Here is a 17565-nt window from a genome sequence, read left to right as displayed (position 1 = left end):
CAGCGACCTCAGTGACCGAGCGGACGCCGGGGCAGCGGGGACGAGTACACGACGCTCGTCGTCACCGAGCCGAGCGCGCCGATCTTGCCCGACACCTCTTCCAGATGGCGCATCGAGCGGGCGGCGACCTTGATGACGAAGCAGTCGTCGCCCGTCACGTGATGCGCCTCCAGGATCTCCGGTGTCACGGCGACCAGGTCGTGGAACGGCTTGTAGTTGCCGTTGGGATACCTCAGCCGCACGAAGGCGAGGATCGGCAGCCCCAGCCGGTCGGGGTCCACGACGGCGGCGTACCCCTGGATGACGCCCGCCTCCTCCAGCCGCCGCACCCGCTCGGTCACCGCGCTCGGCGACATGGAGACGGCCCGCGCCAGCTCGGCGAAGCTGGCCCGGCCCTCCCGCTGGAGGACGTCGAGAATGCGCCAGTCGGTGGCGTCCGGGGAAAACGCGGTCATGTCCGAGAGATAGCAGGGAATTCCCCGGCCGATCAAGGGGAACCCCGGGGATCCCCACTTCGGATGCCCGTCCGACCGGCATAGATTCCTGACCATGACCACTGACACCGTGAACCCCGTACTCCGCGTCGCGCCCGCCGCCCCGGCCGAGGCCGCCGCCCACTTCCGCGCGAGCCTCGCCTTCCACGCCGACGTGTCCGACGTCGCCGCCGCGCTCGCGGCCGGCGGCGACCCCGGGTTCGTCGTCGTGGACTCCCGCTCCACCGAGTCCTGGGACCAGGGCCACATCGCCGGCGCGATCCACCTGCCGACCGCGCTCATCCCGGAGCAGGCCGAGCAGCTCCTCGACAAGTCGGTGCCGGTGGTCACGTACTGCTGGGGCCCCGGCTGCAACGGCGCCACCCGTGCCGCACTCGCCCTCGCCGAACTCGGCTACCGGGTCAAGGAGATGCTCGGCGGATTCGAGTACTGGGCGCGCGAGGGCTTCGAGTACGAGACCTGGCAGGGCCGCGAGGGCCGCGCCGCCGACCCGCTGACGGCGCCGGTGGACGCGGAGGACTGCGGCTGCTGAAACCGCCGTGGTGCTCAGTCCCGTACGACCTCGGGCAGTGGCCGCAGGAACCGCCGGTCCGCCGCGGTGAACTCCGCCGCCGGGCGGGCCGCGCGCAGCACCACGTCCAGCGCGGCGTCCGCGTCACAGGCGTAATGCCCGCTGGCCCAGGCGGCGTTGGCCTCCACGACGGCCCAGCCGCCGTCGAGCACACCGACGTCCACCACGATCGCGCTCGGCAACTGCGATGCGGCCAACTGCCCGGCGAATGCCAGCACTTCATCCCCTCGCGGGTCCTCCGCCAGCGGAGTGACGTCGAGTTCGCCGCGCGTCGCGTACCGGCTGCCGGTGCGGACCTCGCCGTCGAGGAGAAACAGGCGGTACTCGACCGCGAACGCCACGATGTCGCTCACCAGCACCGGTTCGGTGTCGTCCCCCGCGTCGGGGCCGGGCAGCCCGCTGCCGTCCGGATAGACGCGGGCGGGGAAGCTCTTGTCGTTCGGCGGCTTCACAAAGGCGGGCCGTCGTAGCTGCCGCGCCTCGGCGACCGTCGTGAACTCGACGTCTCGGCAGGTGAGTGCGTACGGCAGCCGGGCCAGCCAGTCCGCCGGCGCCTCCAGCAGCCCGAGACCGAGTCCGCCGGCGACGGTGTCCGCGAAGAGGGGACCGGCGTACAGCGACGCGCCCCCGGCCCACTGCTCGGGCACCCGCCAGTCGCGCAGCGTCTCGACGTGCAGGGCGCGAGAGCGCGCCGCACGGGCCAGGGCCTGGCCCGTCGCGGTGACGCGCGGGGAGAGGAAAAGAGTGCGGCCGGTCATGAGCGTCGAGGGTGGCGCATGAGGAGGGTTGGGGGACAGCGAATTTGTGCGAGCGCTGTGCGTGTACGGTTCTGCGCCATGGTGCGATACGCGGAACCCGGAGCGCTGGAGTGGGTCGAGTCGGGCGGCGGGCCGCTCATAGCGGTGCCGGAGACGGTGCTGCCGTTCTGGGCCGGGGCCGACGGCGAGGAGACCGCCTCCGACTACGACCGGGCCTGCGAGGTCGACGGCGTCGTCGGCCTGCTCCCGGTCGGCGACTCGGCCGCCCTGGTCCTCGGCGACGAACCCGCCTCGACCACCTACCTGCCGGAACACGGCACCTTCGTACGGTGGTGCGCCGCGAACTCCGAGGACGAACTCCTGGCCGGCGTCCCGGCCGCCCTCGCCACGGCGGACTGGGAGGACGAGGTCCGCTGGGAAGTACCGGGCGCCGTCGTGCTGTTCGACTCCGCCTGGCCCGGCGGCGAGACCGAGCGGACGGACCGCCTGAGGGTCGTACTCGAACCGGGGCGGTACGCGGTGCGCGCGGCCAACGTCCAGCCGGGACCGGAGACCTGGGTGGGCCTCGTACAACTGCGGCGGCTTCCGTAGCACCTGTGGCAGCTGATGCAGCAGCAACTCGGCGCTCCCGCGCGGATAATCGCGTGCGCCGAGTCGGCGGTATCCCCATCATGGTCGTCCATGCCCCGACTCCCGCACCCCGCCCCCGAAGACCTGCGCCGCGACCCCCTGCCGCTGCGCGGCCGTACCGCCCTGGTCACCGGGGCCAGCAGACGCGCCGGTATCGGACATGCCGTGGCCCGGCGGCTGGCCGCGTACGGGGCGAGTGTCTATCTGCACCACCACGTGCCGCACGACACCGCCATGCCCTGGGGAGCCGACCGGCCCGAGGACGTGATCGCCTCCGTGCGCGCGGCACAGGGCGACCCCGCGGCGCAGGTCGTCGCGGGCCCCGGCGACCTCGCCGACCCGGCCGTGCCCGCCCAGCTGATCGCCACGGCCGCCTCCGCGCTCGGCGGCCGGCTCGACATCCTCGTCGCCAACCACGCCCTCAGCGGCAGCGACGGCACCCTCGACACGATCGACGCCGCGATGCTCGACGCGCACTGGGCGGTCGACACGCGCTCGGTGCTGCTGCTCGTCCAGGCGTACGCCCGACTGCGCGCCGAACTGTCGCCCCGCACCCCTGGCGGACGCGTCGTGATGATGACCTCCGGCCAGGACATCGCGGACGGCATGCCCGGTGAGATCGCCTACGCCCTGCAGAAGGGCGCCCTCGCCTCGATCACGCGCTCCCTGTCGACCAGGCTCGCCGAGCAGGCGATCACGGTGAACACCGTCAACCCCGGTCCCGTGGACACGGATTACGCGACCGGGGCGACGTACGAGGCGGTCGCCGCGCGCTTCCCCTCCGGCCGCTGGGGCATGCCGGACGATCCGGCCCGCCTCATCGCATGGCTCGCCACGGACGAAGCGGGTTGGATCACCGGTGAGGTCATCAACTCCGAAGGAGGTTTTCGGCGTTGACCTCGTGCGTCACAGCTCGGACAGCTCGTCCACCAGATCGTCCAGGCCCAGCGAGCCCTGGGAGAGGGCGGCCATGTGCCAGGTCTTGAGGTCGAAGCCGTCGCCCTGCCGCTCGCGCGCCTTCTCGCGGCCCAGCAGCCAGGCCCGCTCGCCCAGCTTGTAGCCGATGGCCTGGCCCGGCATCGACAGATAGCGGGTCAGCTCGCTCTCCACGAAGTCCGCGGGACGGCTGCTGTGCGAGGCGAAGAACTCCTGCGCCAGCGCGGGCGTCCAGCGCTCCCCGGGGTGGAAGGGCGAGTCGTCCGGGATCGTCAGCTCCAGGTGCATACCGATGTCGATGATCACTCGCGCTGCGCGCATCATCTGGGCGTCCAGGTAGCCCAGCCGGCGCTCCGGGTCGGTGAGGAAGCCCAGTTCGTCCATGAGCCGCTCCGCGTACAGCGCCCAGCCCTCGGCGTTGGCGCTGACCATGCCGACACTGGCCTGGTAGCGGGAGAGGTTCTCGGCGACGTGCTTCCACTGCGCCAGCTGGAGATGGTGGCCGGGTACACCCTCGTGGTACCAGGTGGACACCAGGTCGTAGATCGGGAAGCGGGTCTGGCCCATGGTCGGCAGCCAGGTGCAGCCCGGGCGGGAGAAGTCGTCCGACGGGGGCGTGTAGTACGGCGCCGCCGCGCTGCCGGGAGGCGCGATCCGGGACTCGACCCGGCGCACCCGCTCGGCCAGGTCGAAGTGGGTGCCGTCGAGCTTGTCGATCGCCTCGTCCATCAGGGACTGCAGCCAGCGCTGCACCTCGTCGACGCCCTCGATGTGCGTGCCCTGCTCGTCCAGGTGCGCCAGCGCCACCCATGGCGTGGCCGCACCGGGCAGGATCTTCTCGGCCTCGGCCTTCATCTCGCCCAGCAGCCGGTGGTACTCGGACCAGCCGTACGCGTACGCCTCGTCCAGGTCGAGGTCCGTGCCGTTGAAGTAGCGCACCCAGCGGGCGTACCGCTCGCGGCCCACCACGTCGGGCGCGCCCTCGACCGCCGGCGCGTACACGTCCCGCACCCAGTCGCGCAGCGCCACGACGGCCTCGGTGGCCGAGCGGGCCGCCGCGTCCAGCTCGGACCTGAGCGCCTCGGGCCCGGCGGCCGCGTACTGCTCGAACCAGCCGTGGCCCTCGCCGTCCGCGTCGGCCCACTGGCCGAGCTGCTCGACGAAGGTGGCGGTGGCGCGCGGCCCGCCGTACAGCTTCTGCTCCAGGCCGCGGGCGAGGGACTCCCGGTAGCCCTCCAGCGCGGCCGGGACCGCGCGCAGCCGCTCGGCGATCGCCGTCCAGTCCTCCTCGGACTGCGCCGGCGTCACGGTGAACACCTGACGCACCGCATGGGCGGGTGAGCTCAGATTGCTGACGGCACGCAGACCCTCCTCGGCCTCGTGCACGGCGAGCCCGGCGAGCAGCCGCTCGCGCAACAGGCGCGCGCACCGGCGCTCGACATCACTGTCCGCGCCGGGCTGCCGCTCCGCCTCCGCCAGCCGGGCCAGCGTCCGGCGCGACAGCTCCGCCTGCGCTTCCTCGCCCGCGGGCGAGAGGTCGGGCAACCTGCTGGAACTCTCCTTCACGCCGAGGAAGGTGCCGGTGATCGGATCGAGGGCGACGAGCTCGTCGACGTACGCGTCGGCGACTTCGCGGGGCAGCGGGCTCTTGATCTCAGACATGCGGCCATCCTCGTACGACGGCCCGCCGCACGTCACCCGGATTGAGCCGAGGGCGTAGGGCGCGTCCGCCGGAATCCGCCGACCTGAGGCCCTACGGCGGGAGCAGCGGCCCGCAGTCCCACTGCTGGAATATCAACCGCGTTTCCACCCGGGCCACTTCGCGCCGCGACGTGAACTCGTCCAGGACCAGCCGCTGCAGATCCGCCATGTCCGCGACCGCGACATGGACCAGATAGTCGTCCGGGCCCGTGAGATGGAAGACGGTCCGCGACTCCGGCAGCGCCCGGATCCGCTCCACGAACGGCCCCACCAACTCCCGCCGATGCGGTCTGACCTGCACGGACAACAAGGCTTCCAGCCCTCGCCCGAGCTTGGCCGGATCGAGCCGCAGCTGATGCCCGAGGATCACACCGGAACGGCGCAGCCGGGTCACCCGGTCCAGGCACGTCGACGGCGCGACCCCGACCTGCGCGGCGAGGTCTCGGTAGGTGGTCCGGGCGTCGTTCTGCAGCAGCCGCAGCAGATGAAGATCCACCGGATCCAGTACGACAGATTCGGCCATCGGCCGAACGTAGCACGGTATTCGATTCCTGTGACCCGGTCGTTGTTCACTCTTCCGGCATGGACTCTACGAGAGCTCTGGCCACGGAAGCCGTGCACGCGGGACGCGACGACCTCGCCCGACAGGGACTGCACGCGCCGCCGATCGACCTGTCGACCACCTATCCCTCGTACGACAGCCGTGGTGAGGCCGCCCGCATCGACGCCTTCGCCACGACCGGTGCCGAGCCGGAGGGCCCGCCCGTCTACGGCCGCCTCGGCAACCCGACCGTCGCCCGCTTCGAGACCGCGCTGGCCCGCCTCGAGGGCACCGAGTCCGCGGTCGCCTTCGCCAGCGGAATGGCCGCCCTGAGCGCCGTCCTTCTCGTACGGGCGTCGATGGGCCTGCGCCACGTCGTGGCCGTACGCCCGCTGTACGGCTGCAGCGACCATCTGCTGACCGCCGGACTGCTCGGCTCCGAGGTCACCTGGACCGACCCGGCCGGCATCGCGGACGCGCTGCGCCCGGACACCGGTCTGGTGATGGTCGAGTCCCCGGCCAATCCGACGCTCGCCGAAGTCGACCTGCGGGCCGTCGCCCACGCCTGCGGCTCGGTCCCGCTGCTCGCGGACAACACCTTCGCCACGCCGGTGCTCCAGCGCCCCGCCTCGCTCGGCGCCCGGCTGGTGCTGCACAGCGCCACCAAGTACCTGGGCGGACACGGCGACGTGATGGCGGGCGTGGTGGGCTGCGACGAGGAGTTCGCCGGGCGGTTGCGGCAGGTCCGCTTCGCCACGGGCGGCATCCTGCACCCGCTCGCCGGCTACCTGCTGCTGCGCGGCCTGGCGACCCTGCCGGTGCGCGTGCAGGCGGCCTCCGCGAACGCCGCCGAACTCGCCCGCCGCCTCACCGCCGACCGGCGCGTGACCCGCGTCCACTACCCGCGCATCGGCGGCGCGATGATCGCCTTCGAGGTCGCGGGCGACCCGCACGAGGTCATCGCCGACGTCAACCTGATCACCCCGGCGGTCAGCCTCGGCAGCGTCGACACCCTCATCCAGCACCCGGCATCCATCAGCCACCGCATCGTGGACGCGGAGGACCGGCGAGGATCCGGGGTGAGCGACAGGTTGCTCCGGCTGTCGGTGGGCTTGGAGGACGTCGAGGACCTATGGGCGGACCTGGACAGGGCACTGGGGACGGGGCCGCGCCCCGCCGGGGGCGCGGGGAACTGCGCGAGCAGCCACAACGCACCCGCAGCCGCCGACGACCACCCAACCCCTATGGCGCTTCGGCGTTGGTGACCCGCACCGCACCTTCGCCCAGCGGGGCGTCCCCGTCCAGCCGGGCAGTGATGACCAGGGTCCCCTCCTCGATCTGATAGTCGAGGGGGAGGCCCAACCCCCGCATCGCCGCGACCATGCCCGTGTTGGACGCCTGCGTCACGGCATACACACTCTCGCACCCCGCCTCGACCGCCATCGCCACCAACCGCTCCAGCAGCTCCCCACCGACACCGCGCCGCTGCCACTTGTCCTCGATCAGCAGCGCCACCTCCGTCTCGTCCCCGTCCCACAGCAGATGGCCGAGACCGACGAGCCGCCCCGACGCGGTCTGCACCGCCAGCGTGCGGCCGAACCGCGGACTGAGCAGATGGTTCAGATAGCGGTCGGCGTCACCGACCGGCCCGTGGTACCGCATCCCGAGCGTCCGCGCGGAGCACCGCTCGTGCATCTCCTTCGCGGCCTCCACATCACGCGGGTCGGCCCGCCGCACGGTGATCTCGTTGCCCTCGGGCAGCGTCAGCACGTCCTGGCTGTGCGGCACCCGCGGCCCGAGCCGGGCGTCCAGCTCCACCAGAGCCCGCGCCCGGGCGAACTCGGTCGGCGTGAACGGCAGATACGGCCGCTCCACGGTGATCACTCCACCTTCCGGCGCCCGCAGCCGCATCACGGTGTCCTCGAGAACTCCCTCCACCGGCACACCGTCCGGCCCGCGCCCCCCGCCGACCGGCGCGCCGGGCAGCTGACGGATGGTGTACCGGCCCAGCAACTGCCGAAGCGCCAGCGGCAGTTCGGCCGCGTCCAGGGCGGTACGGGCGGCCAGGCCCAGCACCCGGGTCGGAGCGTCCACCAGGTCGTGGGCGTCGGCCCGCTCGATCCAGGTGTCCACGCCGCCGGCCCCCGAGACCACCTGGGTGAGCTCGGACGCCATGAGCCCACCGGGAGCCCGCAGCAGGAACTCGTCCACCGTGCCCTCGGCCAGGGGATGCGTCTGCAGGCTGAGGATGTCGACCCGCTGCCCGGCGAGCGCCGTGCACAGCGCGGCCAGCGACCCCGGTTCGTCCTTCACCGTCGTCCGCATCCGCCACAGCGCGCTCTCCCCGGGCACGCTCCCCGGCGCCTGCACCGACGTCTCGGGCGGCCCGGCCTGCTGGTCCTGCGACAGCGGCCGGGCACCGGTATGGTCCGCCGGCGGCGCATGACCGTGGCGGCGTGACCACCATGTGTGGACCAGGGCGGCGAGTTCGCCGACGCTCCTTTGCCAGTGGTGTGCGGGACGGCTGTGCTTCGCAGGCGTCACTTCAGACATTTCTCGAGTCATGCAGCCACTGTGAAGGAAGGGTGTTGCGTGATCACGAACGCTTTGTGACTGATCGGTAAAGCGTGGTTATGCTCCTTTTGTTGATTTTTCTACGGTTGTCCTGCGCGGCGTCCCCCTCACATCAGGCGGCCGCCTCCGGCGACAGCGCGCTGCGCAGCCGACGGGCCTGCGTCACCACCCGTGAGGAACCGCGCCGGTCCGCCGTCTGCGCCAGGTGCGGTATCTCACCCCGCGCCCCGGACCGCTCGGCGCACTCCGCGGCCACGGCCAGCAGTTCCCCGAGCCCGCGGGCCGACGCCGCCGTGCCGTTGATGGCGAGCTCGGCGAGCAGGGCGGGCAGGGTGTGCCGCAGCATCTCCCAGATGGTGGCGTTGGCCCCGGTGGCCGCCGCGGCCTTCGCCGACTCCGCGAGCCGCAGCGGCTTCACGGCCCCGCGCCGCACCAGCTGCCCGAGATCCGCGCCCAGCCGCGCCGTGTCGAGCTGCCCGCGGGCCGCCAGCGTCAGCAGCGCGTCCACGGCGGCGAGCCGGTCCTCCGGGTGCCGTGCGCCGAGCCCGTACGCCAGGCACAGATGCACGGCCTCGCCCGCCTCGCCCCCGGACTCGGCGAGTTGGGGCAGGACGGCGGCGGCACCCCGGGAGTCGTCGACGGCCACGGCGGACAGGTCCCGCAGTATTCGCGCGGCCACGAGCTCGCGCCGCTCGGGGAGCAGGGCCAGCCAGTGCTGCCGTACGGCGTCGCTCCAGTGGTAGCAGTACCAGCGGTCCCCGTACACGCTGACGGGACGGCCCAGGGGCCGGTACTCCGCCGGGAAGTCCTGCTGCAGTTCCAGGAGTTCACCGCACTCGAGCAGGATGCGACTGCCGAAGATCCGCCGTCGGACGGTCGGCATCCCGGGGCCCGCTGCGCTCAGCCAGTGGGCGAGCCGCGTGCCCTCCGCCGTGCCGAGCGTGGCCGCGCGCTTCGCGGCCCGCGCGGCCGCCGTCCGGTCCGCGCGCCGCACCCGCAGCAACGCCTGCGCGAAGTCCGCCGGTGACACCCGCACGCCCAGGCGCCGGTACTCGTCGAGGCGGTCCACCAGCTCGTCCGGCTCCAGGAGGCCCGTGCTCCACGTCGGGGCCGACAGCAGGAACGGCAGCGGGTCGGTCTGCAGCCGGTACGCCACCTCCCACAGGCGCGCCGCGAAGGCCCGGGCAAGCCCGCTGTGCCCGCACTCGCGGGCCGTGGACCCGTGCTGGACGAACGCGTGCAGTGTCTTGAGGCGGACCCTGCCGCGCAGGGTGGCGAGGAGGAGGTCCAGGCCGTCCTGCGCATCCGACACGGCGAAGTCGGCCCCGTCGAAGCGGGATTCGGAGTCGTAGTCCGCGCTGTTCCACCAGCGGCGCGCGAGCACCGGCCGAAGCGCCTCCAGCAGGGCTTCCCGGTCGCGGTACGCATGGCGCACCAGACCGTCCAGCGCCCGCTCGAACTCGGCCACGCCGGACTCGGACGCCATGGCCGCCCCCACCTCTTCGGCCACCTCGGCCGCGGAGACCGGAGCGGGGGCGAGGCGTGTGGGCACAGGGACGGGCGGGAGCACCTCCTCGTACGCCACCGCGGGCGCCTGCTCGGGCACGGTGCCCAGAAGCTGAGCCGCCCGGCCCCGCAGCCCAGGGATCAACTGCTCGGACTCCGCCGCCAGTTGGGCGAGCACGTCAGTGTTCTCGACCTTCTTGAGGTGCCGCTCCACCAGCTTCAGCGCCCGCTCCTGGACGTCCGAGTCCTCGTGCCCGAAGGCCTGCGCGACCGCGGGCAGCAGCTCCTCGGCCGTGCCCGCGTCCCGGGTGAGTACCTTGCCGAGCAGCACCAACTGGGCGCGCACCAGCTTCTTCTCGGTGCGGAACAGCACCGCCGCCGACATCTCCGCCAGCTGACGCGGCGCCAGTTCGCCGTCGAGGGCCGGCGCGGCCAGCAGCGACTGGGCGTACGAGGCCACCGGAGAGACCGCGTCGGAGGCCAGGGCCAGCCAGTCGGCGGTCCGCTCCCGCTCCTCGCCCCGAGTGAGCTCGAGCAGCTTCAACAGGCGCAGGAACACCCGGTGTTCGGTGGTCGTGCCACCCCGCAGCAGACGGGCCACACAGGCGTCGACCATCACCTTGCGGTCGAGAACCCCCTCGGCCGTGAGACGGACGAGCGCCCCGGTCCAGCTGTCCGGCCCCTCCCCGCGCGGCCACTCGAGCAGACCGCCGACGTCGTTCGTCTCGAAGAGCGCGGCCACGAGCTGAGGCAGATACGGATCCGGCCGCAGGCGGTCGAGCAGCGTGCCCTTGCGCTGCATGGCCCAGCTCAGGTGGCTGATCCAGCCCCGCACATAGGCGTCGGTGACCGGCACCGGGCAGCCCGACAGCCACACCAGACCCGCCATCAGCTCGTACGGCACCCCGGACGTGGCCGGCCGCTGTGCCAGCCGGTGCGTCAGGTCGGCGAGCCACTCCTGGGAGCGGTCGCCGAGGAGGCGCAGCAGCAGGGTCGGCGAGGTCTGCGACCAGCGCATGTCGGCCGCGGCGATCCAGGCCGCGACGGCCGCCGCACCGGTCTGGCAGGCCACCCCGGCCACGAACAGCGGCGAGTACGCGCGGCGGGCATCCGCCTCCCAGGGCGCCGCCCTCAGCTCCTTGCGGAGCGCCTTCAACTCGGGGACGACAGACCGCCGTTCGGCATCCGTCATCTCGTCGAGCAGGTCGACCACCGTGGCCGTATGCCCCGCCCGTACCGCCTCCATCAGCGAACTCATCGCACACCCCCGTCGACCCGCGTCCTGTCCTGCTCCACCGCGGCGCCCCGCCGCACCATCCGCACCGCCAGCGCGTGCTTGCACGGCCCGCGCCCACCCCGGTACCTCGCCCACCACAGGCAACTGCAGGTGAGCACCCCCGCCTCGTCCCGCACCCGGTGCACATGCCCGTCCTCCGCGGTCACCGTCCCGAGGGCGCCGTCCAGGGCGACCGCGCCGGCGGCCACCAGCGCCCGGGCCGAACGCAGCCTGGGGTTGTGGCGCTCCACCCGCTCGGCGTCGTAGGGCAGCTCGCGGTGGAAGTAGGCCGCCTCCGCCGTGTCGTAGCCGACGCGCCCCGAGGTGCCGAGCCGGACCAGGGCCGCGCGCACCCGCTCGGCCGTGAGCCCCGAGGCGGCGGCGAGGTCGGCGACGTCGATGCGGGGCTCCCACGCCAGGAGCACCGAGACGAACTCCGCGTCCTCGGCGGCCTCGTCGGTGGCCAGCGCGTCGAGGACCCCGCCCTCGCCGGAGAAGCCGCGCGCGGCGTCCGGCGATAGGGTCAGCGTCAGCCGCATGCCGGGCAGCACGGCCTCCCAGGCGCTCGCCGTGGAGGCGCTGCCGGTGGCCGCGGGGCCGTACACCCGCAGAGCCGTCGCGTGCCGCAGCACCCGCTGGAGTGCGATCAGCCGCTCCGGGCCCGGCAGGCACACCGCGCCCGGCACCGCCCGCGTCGTCGGCCGCAGCGTGCGGCCCGCGGGCACCACCCAGCGCGCACCGGCCGAGGCGCCCCGCCCACCCCCGCGGGGCAGGGCGCGCAGGAACCGGACGGCCTCGGCGGCGGGCAGCTCGGCGCGCAGGTCGAAGCCGGCCGCGATGACCTGGGCCTCGGCGAATCCGCGCAGCCAGCGGTCGGGCAGCGGCACCTTCTTCTCCACGACCGGGCCGTCCAGCGTGGTGACCGCCAACTCCTCGGGGCCCACGCGCAGATGGAGCGGGTCGTCCGAGCCGATGCGGGAGAGGGCCTCGCGCAGCGGGTTGTTGACGTCGACGTTCGTCGTGCCGTGCCCCACCTCGCCGCCGTCGAGGCCCTCCTCCAGCACGTCCAGGCGGGCGTACACGCCGCCGCAGCCCGAGAAGGACTCGAAGCGCAGCCGGTCGCCGTTGCCCGTCACCACCGGGTCGAGCGAGGCGCGCAGCTGCCGCTGGTAGTAGCGCGCGGCGGCCACGTCCGCCACCGCCAGCAGCCCCGCGGAGGCCACCTGAGGACTCGTCAGGAACCCGGCGAAGAACCGGGGATGGTCCTCGGCACCGGACGGCGTCGCACCCCGGGAGGTCTCGAGTCCCAGGCGTCGCTCACCCGCCGAGGACTCCAGCACGGAGGGTCGGCGATAGGCCACGGCCTGCAAAGATCGCGTCATGGAAAAACCGTAGAGGCGACCACTGACAATCGGCCCTGACCTGCGAAAACGCCCTGCCGACGGGGGAGTTCGGGGGCCGGAACGGCGCCGCGCACCGGGGGATGACGCCGGTGCGCGGCCCTGATGAGAGGGTAACGGGAGTTACTGGCCGACCCGGCCCGGCTGCAGCGTCTGCGTGAACAGCACGGTGCCGTCGTACTCGCGCAGACGGACCGTCAGCTCGCCGCTGTCGCCGTCGATGTCGACCTCGCCGAAGAACTGGTAGCCCTCGGCCGGGGAGACGTTCGCGACGGTCGGTGCCTTGACGAAGACCCGGTCCGGGCCGAACGTGCCGTCCAGCGCGTTGGCCGCGAAGGCGCCCGCGTTGAGCGGGCCGGAGACGAACTCCCAGAACGGCTCGAAGTCCTTGAACGCGGCCCGCGACGGGTCGTAGTGCTGCGCCGAGGTGTGGTGCACGTCGGCCGTCAGCCACACCGTGCCGGTGATCCTGCGGTGCTTGATGAACCGCAGCAGCTCCGCGATCTGCAGCTCGCGGCCCAGCGGCGCGCCCGGGTCGCCCTGTGCGACGGCCTCGAAGTTCGCCTTGCCCTCGACTCCGTCGGGCACGACCAGGCCGAGCGGCATGTCCGCGGCGATGACCTTCCACACGGCACGCGACCGGGACAGCTCGCGCTTGAGCCACTCCAGCTGCTCGGCGCCGAGGATGCCCTGCGGGTCGGTGGTCTGGCTGTCGGGCGAGTTGGCGTTGCGGTACGTCCGCATGTCGAGCACGAACACGTCCAGCAGCGGGCCGTGGTTGACGACGCGGTAGATCCGGCCGTCCGGGTGCCCGCTGATGGTGGAGATCGGGAAGTACTCGGAGAACGCCTGCCGCGAGCGCAGGGCCAGGTCGTCCAGCTTCGTGCCGGCCGGGTAGGGGGTGCCGGTGCCGATGACCTCGCCCGGGTACCAGTTGTTGCGCACCTCGTGGTCGTCCCACTGGATGACGTTCGGCACCTGGGCGTTGAACCGGCGCAGCGCCTCGTCCAGCAGGTTGTAGCGGAAGTTGCCGCGGAAGTCGGCCAGGGAGACGGCGACGTGCGACTTCTCCTCGGTGGTGACGTTGCGGTAGAGGCTGCCGTCGGGGAGCGCCTGGGTCGCCGAGATCACGCCGTCGGCGTAGATGTTGTCGCCGCTGCACAGGAAGAAGTCCGGGTCGACCTTCGCCATGGCGTCGAAGATGCGGTAGCCGCCGATCGACTCGTTGATGCCCCAGCCCTGCCCCGCCAGGTCGCCGGACCACACGAACTTGACGCCCTTGCGCCGCTTGACGGGCGCCGTGCGGAAGGTGCCGGTGACCGGCTCGCCGGTGCGGCGCGGGTCGTCCGGGTCGGCCAGCAGCACCCGGTAGTGGATCTGCTCGCCCGACGGCAGCCCGCGCAGCCGGGTCGTGCCGGTGAAGTCCGAGTCCGCGCCGAGCAGCGGACCGTGCCATCTGTGCGGGTTGCGGAACGACTCGGTCGCGGACGTCTCGACGATCATCCGGGCCGGCCGGTCGGAACGCACCCACACCAGCCCGGAGTCGGTGGTCACGTCTCCGGCCTGCACGCCCCAACCCGCCTTGGGACGCCCGGACAGGGCGAACGCCGGTGCCGCGCCGAGGGCGGTGGGCAGGGTCAGGGCCGCCGACGCGGCGAGCGAGCCGCGCAGCACGCTGCGGCGGCCGGGGAACGGACGGTGTGACATGGATGCGCCTCCAGGGACGGGATCCGGCCAGTGTGCGATGCCACAACTACTGGTGCGCCGCAGCGCACACGGAAACCACAAGTGAACAACTGACCGCAGGGACAAGGGAACCGGCACGCGACAAGGGGGATCCCGGTGGCGAAAGGGATGAGCCCCCCGCCCGTTTTCCGCGCCGGTCACCCCGTGGTCATACGGCGGTCGCCTGGGCCATCAGCCGTACACCCGCCCGGATCCGCGCCGGCGACTGATGCGCGTATCCCAGGACCAGCCGTACCCCCTCGTCCCGTTCGCGCTCGCCACGCGCGTGCGTGTAGTCCGTCAGCGGGCGTACCGCCACACCGGCCGCGGCCACGCGCGCGAGGAAGCGCTCCTGGGGCCCGTACCGTGCCGGCAGCGCGGCGATGACGTGCAGTCCCGCGGCGATTCCCGCCACCTGCGAGCCCGGGAAGTGTTCCCCCAGGGCGGCCACGAGTGTGTCGCGCCGCTCGCGGTAGGCGCGCTGGCAGCGGCGCAGCTGGCGGTCGTAGTCGCCGCGCTCCACGAAGCGGGCGAACAGCGCCTGGTCCAGGGTGGGATGGCCGAGATCCATGGTCCGCTTGCGCTCGACGACCTCGCCGGCCAACGACTCCGGTACGAGCAGCCAGCCGAGCCTGAGGCCCGGTGCGAGGGACTTGCTGACCGAGCCCGTGTAGGCCACGTGTTCCGGGTCGAGCCCCTGGAGCGCGCCCACCGGGGCGCGGTCGTAGCGAAAGTCGCCGTCGTAGTCGTCCTCCAGGACGAATCCGTCCACCGACCGCGCCCAGTCGAGCAGTTCGGTGCGGCGGCCCGCGGAGTACGCGATCCCGGTGGGGAACTGGTGGGAGGGCGTCGTCACGACGGCCCGCACGCCCGACTCCCGCAACGGCCCGACGACGAGTCCGTCCTCGTCCAGGGGCAGCGGCACGGTGGTGACACCGGCCGAGGCGTACAGAGCGTTGTGCTGTGGGCTCCCGGGATCCTCGACGCCGACGGTGCGCAACCCGCGCGCGTGGAGCGCGAATCCGAGCAGCGTCGTCGCCTGGGCCACGCCGGAGACGACCACGATCCGCTCCGGGTCCGCGACCACGCCCCGGCGCCGCGCCAGCAGCTCCGCCAGCGCCGTACGCAGCTGCGGCAGCCCGCGCGGGTCGGGATAGCCGAGGTCGCGGTGGGGCAGATCGGCCAGCACCGCGCGGTGCGCCGCGGCCCAGGCCGTGCGCGGGAACAGCGACAGGTCCGGTGTGCCGGGCACGAAGTCGGCCTGTGTGCCGGGGGAGTGCGGGGCGAGGTCACGCGCGCGTGCGGGCGCGGCCCGCACGGCACCGCCGACCCACGTGCCCGCGCCCCGGCCGCTGCGCAGATAGCCCTCCGCCGTCAGCTGCTCGTACGCCTCGGTGATCAGCCCCCGCGACACCCCGAGGTCGGCGGCGAGATCCCGGCTCGACGGCAGCCGCGTGCCCGGCGCCAGCCTCCCCGAGCGCACCGCCTCCCGCAGCGCCGCCTGCAACGAGCGGCCACGCGTGCGTGCCGGAGCGGAGGCGGCCGGCAGCAGCAGCTCCCAGGCGGGCGAGGCGGCATGCGACCGCTCCGGGCCGGGAGGTGGAGTTCCGTCCCGATTGGTCTCCGATGACGTCATGGAAATGGACCTTAAACCGGACCGCCATCCTGCCTAGCGTCGCTGCCATGAACGCCACCACCATGCGCGGAGCCCTGCTCGCCGCGCTCGCCTGTGTCCTCGTCGGAGGGTCCTTCACCGCCAACAGCGTCCTGGGCCACTACCCGTACGCGGGCGGCCAGTTCCTGCGCTACGGCCTGGCGTGTCTGCTGCTCGCCCCGCTGGCCGGCACGGGCTCGACGGCGCGGCTGCGGGCGCTCACGCCCCGTCAGTGGGCCCGCCTGGCGCTGCTCGCCGCCGTCGGCATGGTCGGCTTCAACCTGGCCGTGATCGCCGCCGAGCGCACAGCGGAACCGGCGGTGCCGGGCGTCTTCGTGGGCTGCGCGCCGGTGGTCGTGGCCGTCGTCGTCCCGCTCCTGGAGGGGCGCCGGCCCCAACGCCTGGTTTTGTACGGGGCGTTGCTGGTGGCCGTCGGTGCCTTCGCGGTGCAGGGCTGGGGGCGTACGGACGGCGTGGGCATCGCCTTCTCGGCGTGCGCGCTGGCCGGCGAGGTCGGTTTCGCCGTGCTCGCGGTGCCCGTGCTGCGGCCGCTGGGGCCGCGGCTGCTGTCCGCCACGGTGTGCGGCATCGCCGCGGTCGAGTCCGCCGCGGCCGGTCTGCTCGCGGACGGCACGGCCTGGCTGCGGCGGCCCGACGGCACCGAGGCCGCCGCGCTGTTGTGGCAGGCGGCGGTCGTCACCGTCGTCGGATTCGTGTGCTGGTACATGGGCATGCAGCGGATCGGCGCCGAGCGGGCCACGCTGTTCTCCGGCCTCATCCCGGTCGCCGCGGCCGGCACGGCCCCGCTCGTCGGAACGGGCTCCTACGGGGCCGCACAGGCCGTGGGAAGCGCCCTGGTCGGCGCCGGAGTCGCCCTCGGATCCGGCGCGTTGAGCAGGCGGCCGGGCAGGTCAGCGGCTGCCGTCGAGGATGACGCGGGCGACCAGCGCCGGGTCGTCGTTCATCGGGCAGTGCCCGCAGCCGGGCAGTCGCACCAGGCGGGCGCGGGGGATGATCTGCTTGGCGCGCACCCCCTGACGGCGTACCAGCAGCATGTCACGGGTGCCCCAGGCCACGGTGACGGGAAGCCCGGGGATGTCGTCGGTGAAGTGGATGGCGCTGCCGGCCCGGAGGGTGTCGTCGAACCCGGTGGCCTGCGCAAGCGCCAGCGTCTCGGCGACCACGGCCTCGGGTGAACGGCGGCCGGGGCGGGCGTAGATCGTGCTCGTCAGCATCGTGCGGCCGGCCGCCGAGCGGGACAGCTGCTCGACCAGGGGCAGCGGCAGCCGCCGGGAGATGTGCCGCATCGTGAGCAGGATGCCGAAGGCGTAGCGCCGCTCGGCCTCCGACCAGAACCCGGCCGGGGACAGCGCGGTCACCGAGCGCACGAGCTTCTCGCGGCCCAGTTCCAGGGCGAGCAGCCCGCCGAGCGAGTTGCCCGCCACATGCGGACGTTCGAGCTCCAGCGCCTCGCAGAACGCGCCGAACACGGCGGTCGTCGTGGGCAGGTCGTACGCGAGTCCGTCGGGCAGCCCCGGAGACGCGCCGAACCCCGGCAGATCCACGGCGATCACATCGCGCTCGGTCGCGAGGATGTCCACCACCGGGTCCCAGGCCTGCCGGTGGTGACCGATGCCGTGCAGCAGGAGCAGCGGCTCGCCGCTGCCCACGCGCGCGTAGGAGACGGTCACGGGCTGCGGGCCACCCGCAGAGGGGACCTTGAAGGAGACGGTGGCGGACATGGGTGCTCCTCGTCTGGGGCTCGCTGACGGACGCCGTGTAGACAGCTTGTCAGCAAT

At 73.1% G+C, this 17565-nt stretch carries 14 protein-coding genes and 1 pseudogene; 5 read left to right on the top strand and 10 right to left on the bottom strand.

What is annotated here, in order from left to right; genetic code table 11:
* Nucleotides 1-8: 8 nt before the first annotated feature.
* Complete coding sequence (locus ABZ880_RS36565) at nt 9-455, bottom strand: Lrp/AsnC family transcriptional regulator (RefSeq protein WP_361272173.1); 447 nt, start codon at nt 453-455, stop codon at nt 9-11.
* A gap of 94 nt (nt 456-549) precedes the next feature.
* Between ABZ880_RS36565 and ABZ880_RS36560 the strand changes: the two genes are divergently transcribed.
* On the top strand, nt 550-1026 hold the full coding sequence (locus tag ABZ880_RS36560) for a rhodanese-like domain-containing protein (protein ID WP_361272171.1): 477 nt from the start codon (nt 550-552) through the stop codon (nt 1024-1026).
* A 14-nt stretch (nt 1027-1040) separates the two neighbouring features.
* Here the strand turns inward: ABZ880_RS36560 and ABZ880_RS36555 are convergent, their stop codons facing one another.
* Nucleotides 1041-1823 carry an ATP-grasp domain-containing protein gene (locus ABZ880_RS36555; RefSeq protein WP_361272169.1) on the bottom strand — a complete coding sequence of 261 codons (783 nt, stop codon included), beginning with the start codon at nt 1821-1823 and terminating at the stop codon, nt 1041-1043.
* Nucleotides 1824-1901: 78 nt separating this feature from the next.
* On the opposite strand from ABZ880_RS36555, the gene ABZ880_RS36550 reads away from it, so the two are divergent.
* The gene (locus ABZ880_RS36550) at nt 1902-2414 is read left to right on the top strand and encodes an immunity 21 family protein (RefSeq protein WP_361272167.1); all 513 of its coding nucleotides are present in this window, start codon (nt 1902-1904) and stop codon (nt 2412-2414) included.
* 90 nt (nt 2415-2504) lie between these two features.
* Nucleotides 2505-3350: an SDR family oxidoreductase gene (locus ABZ880_RS36545; RefSeq protein ID WP_361272164.1), complete on the top strand. Its 846-nt coding sequence runs from the start codon at nt 2505-2507 to the stop codon at nt 3348-3350.
* Nucleotides 3351-3359: 9 nt separating this feature from the next.
* Here the strand turns inward: ABZ880_RS36545 and ABZ880_RS36540 are convergent, their stop codons facing one another.
* Nucleotides 3360-5051: a DUF885 domain-containing protein gene (locus ABZ880_RS36540; protein WP_361272161.1), complete on the bottom strand. Its 1692-nt coding sequence runs from the start codon at nt 5049-5051 to the stop codon at nt 3360-3362.
* Between the two features lie 91 nt (nt 5052-5142).
* On the bottom strand, nt 5143-5613 hold the full coding sequence (locus ABZ880_RS36535) for an Lrp/AsnC family transcriptional regulator (RefSeq protein WP_361272158.1): 471 nt from the start codon (nt 5611-5613) through the stop codon (nt 5143-5145).
* A gap of 59 nt (nt 5614-5672) precedes the next feature.
* Between ABZ880_RS36535 and ABZ880_RS36530 the strand changes: the two genes are divergently transcribed.
* Nucleotides 5673-6896, top strand: a complete 1224-nt coding sequence (locus ABZ880_RS36530) for a PLP-dependent transferase (RefSeq protein ID WP_361272155.1) — start codon at nt 5673-5675, stop codon at nt 6894-6896.
* On the opposite strand, the gene ABZ880_RS36525 is transcribed toward ABZ880_RS36530, so the two are convergent.
* From ABZ880_RS36525 to ABZ880_RS36505, 5 genes are all read right to left on the bottom strand, one after another.
* Entirely contained in the window at nt 6874-8184 is a 1311-nt protein-coding gene (locus ABZ880_RS36525; protein ID WP_361272152.1) for a GNAT family N-acetyltransferase, read from the bottom strand. The genes ABZ880_RS36530 and ABZ880_RS36525 overlap by 23 nt on opposite strands.
* Before the next feature lie 133 nt (nt 8185-8317).
* Complete coding sequence (locus ABZ880_RS36520; protein WP_361272149.1) at nt 8318-10969, bottom strand: DUF6493 family protein; 2652 nt, start codon at nt 10967-10969, stop codon at nt 8318-8320.
* Entirely contained in the window at nt 10966-12369 is a 1404-nt protein-coding gene (locus ABZ880_RS36515) for an SWIM zinc finger family protein (protein WP_361272146.1), read from the bottom strand. The genes ABZ880_RS36520 and ABZ880_RS36515 overlap by 4 nt, the downstream gene beginning before the upstream one ends.
* 141 nt (nt 12370-12510) lie before the next feature.
* The gene (locus tag ABZ880_RS36510) at nt 12511-14094 is read right to left on the bottom strand and encodes an alkaline phosphatase D family protein (protein WP_361272143.1); all 1584 of its coding nucleotides are present in this window, start codon (nt 14092-14094) and stop codon (nt 12511-12513) included.
* 187 nt (nt 14095-14281) lie between these two features.
* On the bottom strand, nt 14282-15748 hold the full coding sequence (locus ABZ880_RS36505; RefSeq protein ID WP_361272140.1) for a PLP-dependent aminotransferase family protein: 1467 nt from the start codon (nt 15746-15748) through the stop codon (nt 14282-14284).
* Between ABZ880_RS36505 and ABZ880_RS36500 the strand changes: the two are divergent.
* A pseudogene (locus tag ABZ880_RS36500) lies at nt 15739-16632 on the top strand (EamA family transporter); the annotation flags it as partial. The gene ABZ880_RS36505 and the pseudogene ABZ880_RS36500 overlap by 10 nt on opposite strands.
* A 45-nt stretch (nt 16633-16677) precedes the next feature.
* Here the strand turns inward: ABZ880_RS36500 and ABZ880_RS36495 are convergent.
* Nucleotides 16678-17508 carry an alpha/beta fold hydrolase gene (locus ABZ880_RS36495; protein WP_361272138.1) on the bottom strand — a complete coding sequence of 277 codons (831 nt, stop codon included), beginning with the start codon at nt 17506-17508 and terminating at the stop codon, nt 16678-16680.
* Nucleotides 17509-17565: the final 57 nt, after the last annotated feature.

It is taken from the genome of Streptomyces sp. NPDC047043 (genome assembly GCF_040644055.1).
Taxonomy (GTDB): Bacteria; Actinomycetota; Actinomycetes; order Streptomycetales; family Streptomycetaceae; genus Streptomyces.
Note: the sequence above shows the minus strand (reverse complement) of the source record. Positions and strands in the feature narration are given on the sequence as shown.

What these genes read in the sequence shown, in the direction of transcription:
- ABZ880_RS36565 (WP_361272173.1), bottom strand. Translation starts at nt 455, where the DNA reads ATGACCGCGTTTTCCCCGGACGCCACCGACTGGCGCATTCTCGACGTC.
- ABZ880_RS36560 (WP_361272171.1), top strand. Translation starts at nt 550, where the DNA reads ATGACCACTGACACCGTGAACCCCGTACTCCGCGTCGCGCCCGCCGCC.
- ABZ880_RS36555 (WP_361272169.1), bottom strand. Translation starts at nt 1,823, where the DNA reads ATGACCGGCCGCACTCTTTTCCTCTCCCCGCGCGTCACCGCGACGGGC.
- ABZ880_RS36550 (WP_361272167.1), top strand. Translation starts at nt 1,902, where the DNA reads ATGGTGCGATACGCGGAACCCGGAGCGCTGGAGTGGGTCGAGTCGGGC.
- ABZ880_RS36545 (WP_361272164.1), top strand. Translation starts at nt 2,505, where the DNA reads ATGCCCCGACTCCCGCACCCCGCCCCCGAAGACCTGCGCCGCGACCCC.
- ABZ880_RS36540 (WP_361272161.1), bottom strand. Translation starts at nt 5,051, where the DNA reads ATGTCTGAGATCAAGAGCCCGCTGCCCCGCGAAGTCGCCGACGCGTAC.
- ABZ880_RS36535 (WP_361272158.1), bottom strand. Translation starts at nt 5,613, where the DNA reads ATGGCCGAATCTGTCGTACTGGATCCGGTGGATCTTCATCTGCTGCGG.
- ABZ880_RS36530 (WP_361272155.1), top strand. Translation starts at nt 5,673, where the DNA reads ATGGACTCTACGAGAGCTCTGGCCACGGAAGCCGTGCACGCGGGACGC.
- ABZ880_RS36525 (WP_361272152.1), bottom strand. Translation starts at nt 8,184, where the DNA reads ATGTCTGAAGTGACGCCTGCGAAGCACAGCCGTCCCGCACACCACTGG.
- ABZ880_RS36520 (WP_361272149.1), bottom strand. Translation starts at nt 10,969, where the DNA reads ATGAGTTCGCTGATGGAGGCGGTACGGGCGGGGCATACGGCCACGGTG.
- ABZ880_RS36515 (WP_361272146.1), bottom strand. Translation starts at nt 12,369, where the DNA reads ATGACGCGATCTTTGCAGGCCGTGGCCTATCGCCGACCCTCCGTGCTG.
- ABZ880_RS36510 (WP_361272143.1), bottom strand. Translation starts at nt 14,094, where the DNA reads ATGTCACACCGTCCGTTCCCCGGCCGCCGCAGCGTGCTGCGCGGCTCG.
- ABZ880_RS36505 (WP_361272140.1), bottom strand. Translation starts at nt 15,748, where the DNA reads ATGACGTCATCGGAGACCAATCGGGACGGAACTCCACCTCCCGGCCCG.
- ABZ880_RS36495 (WP_361272138.1), bottom strand. Translation starts at nt 17,508, where the DNA reads ATGTCCGCCACCGTCTCCTTCAAGGTCCCCTCTGCGGGTGGCCCGCAG.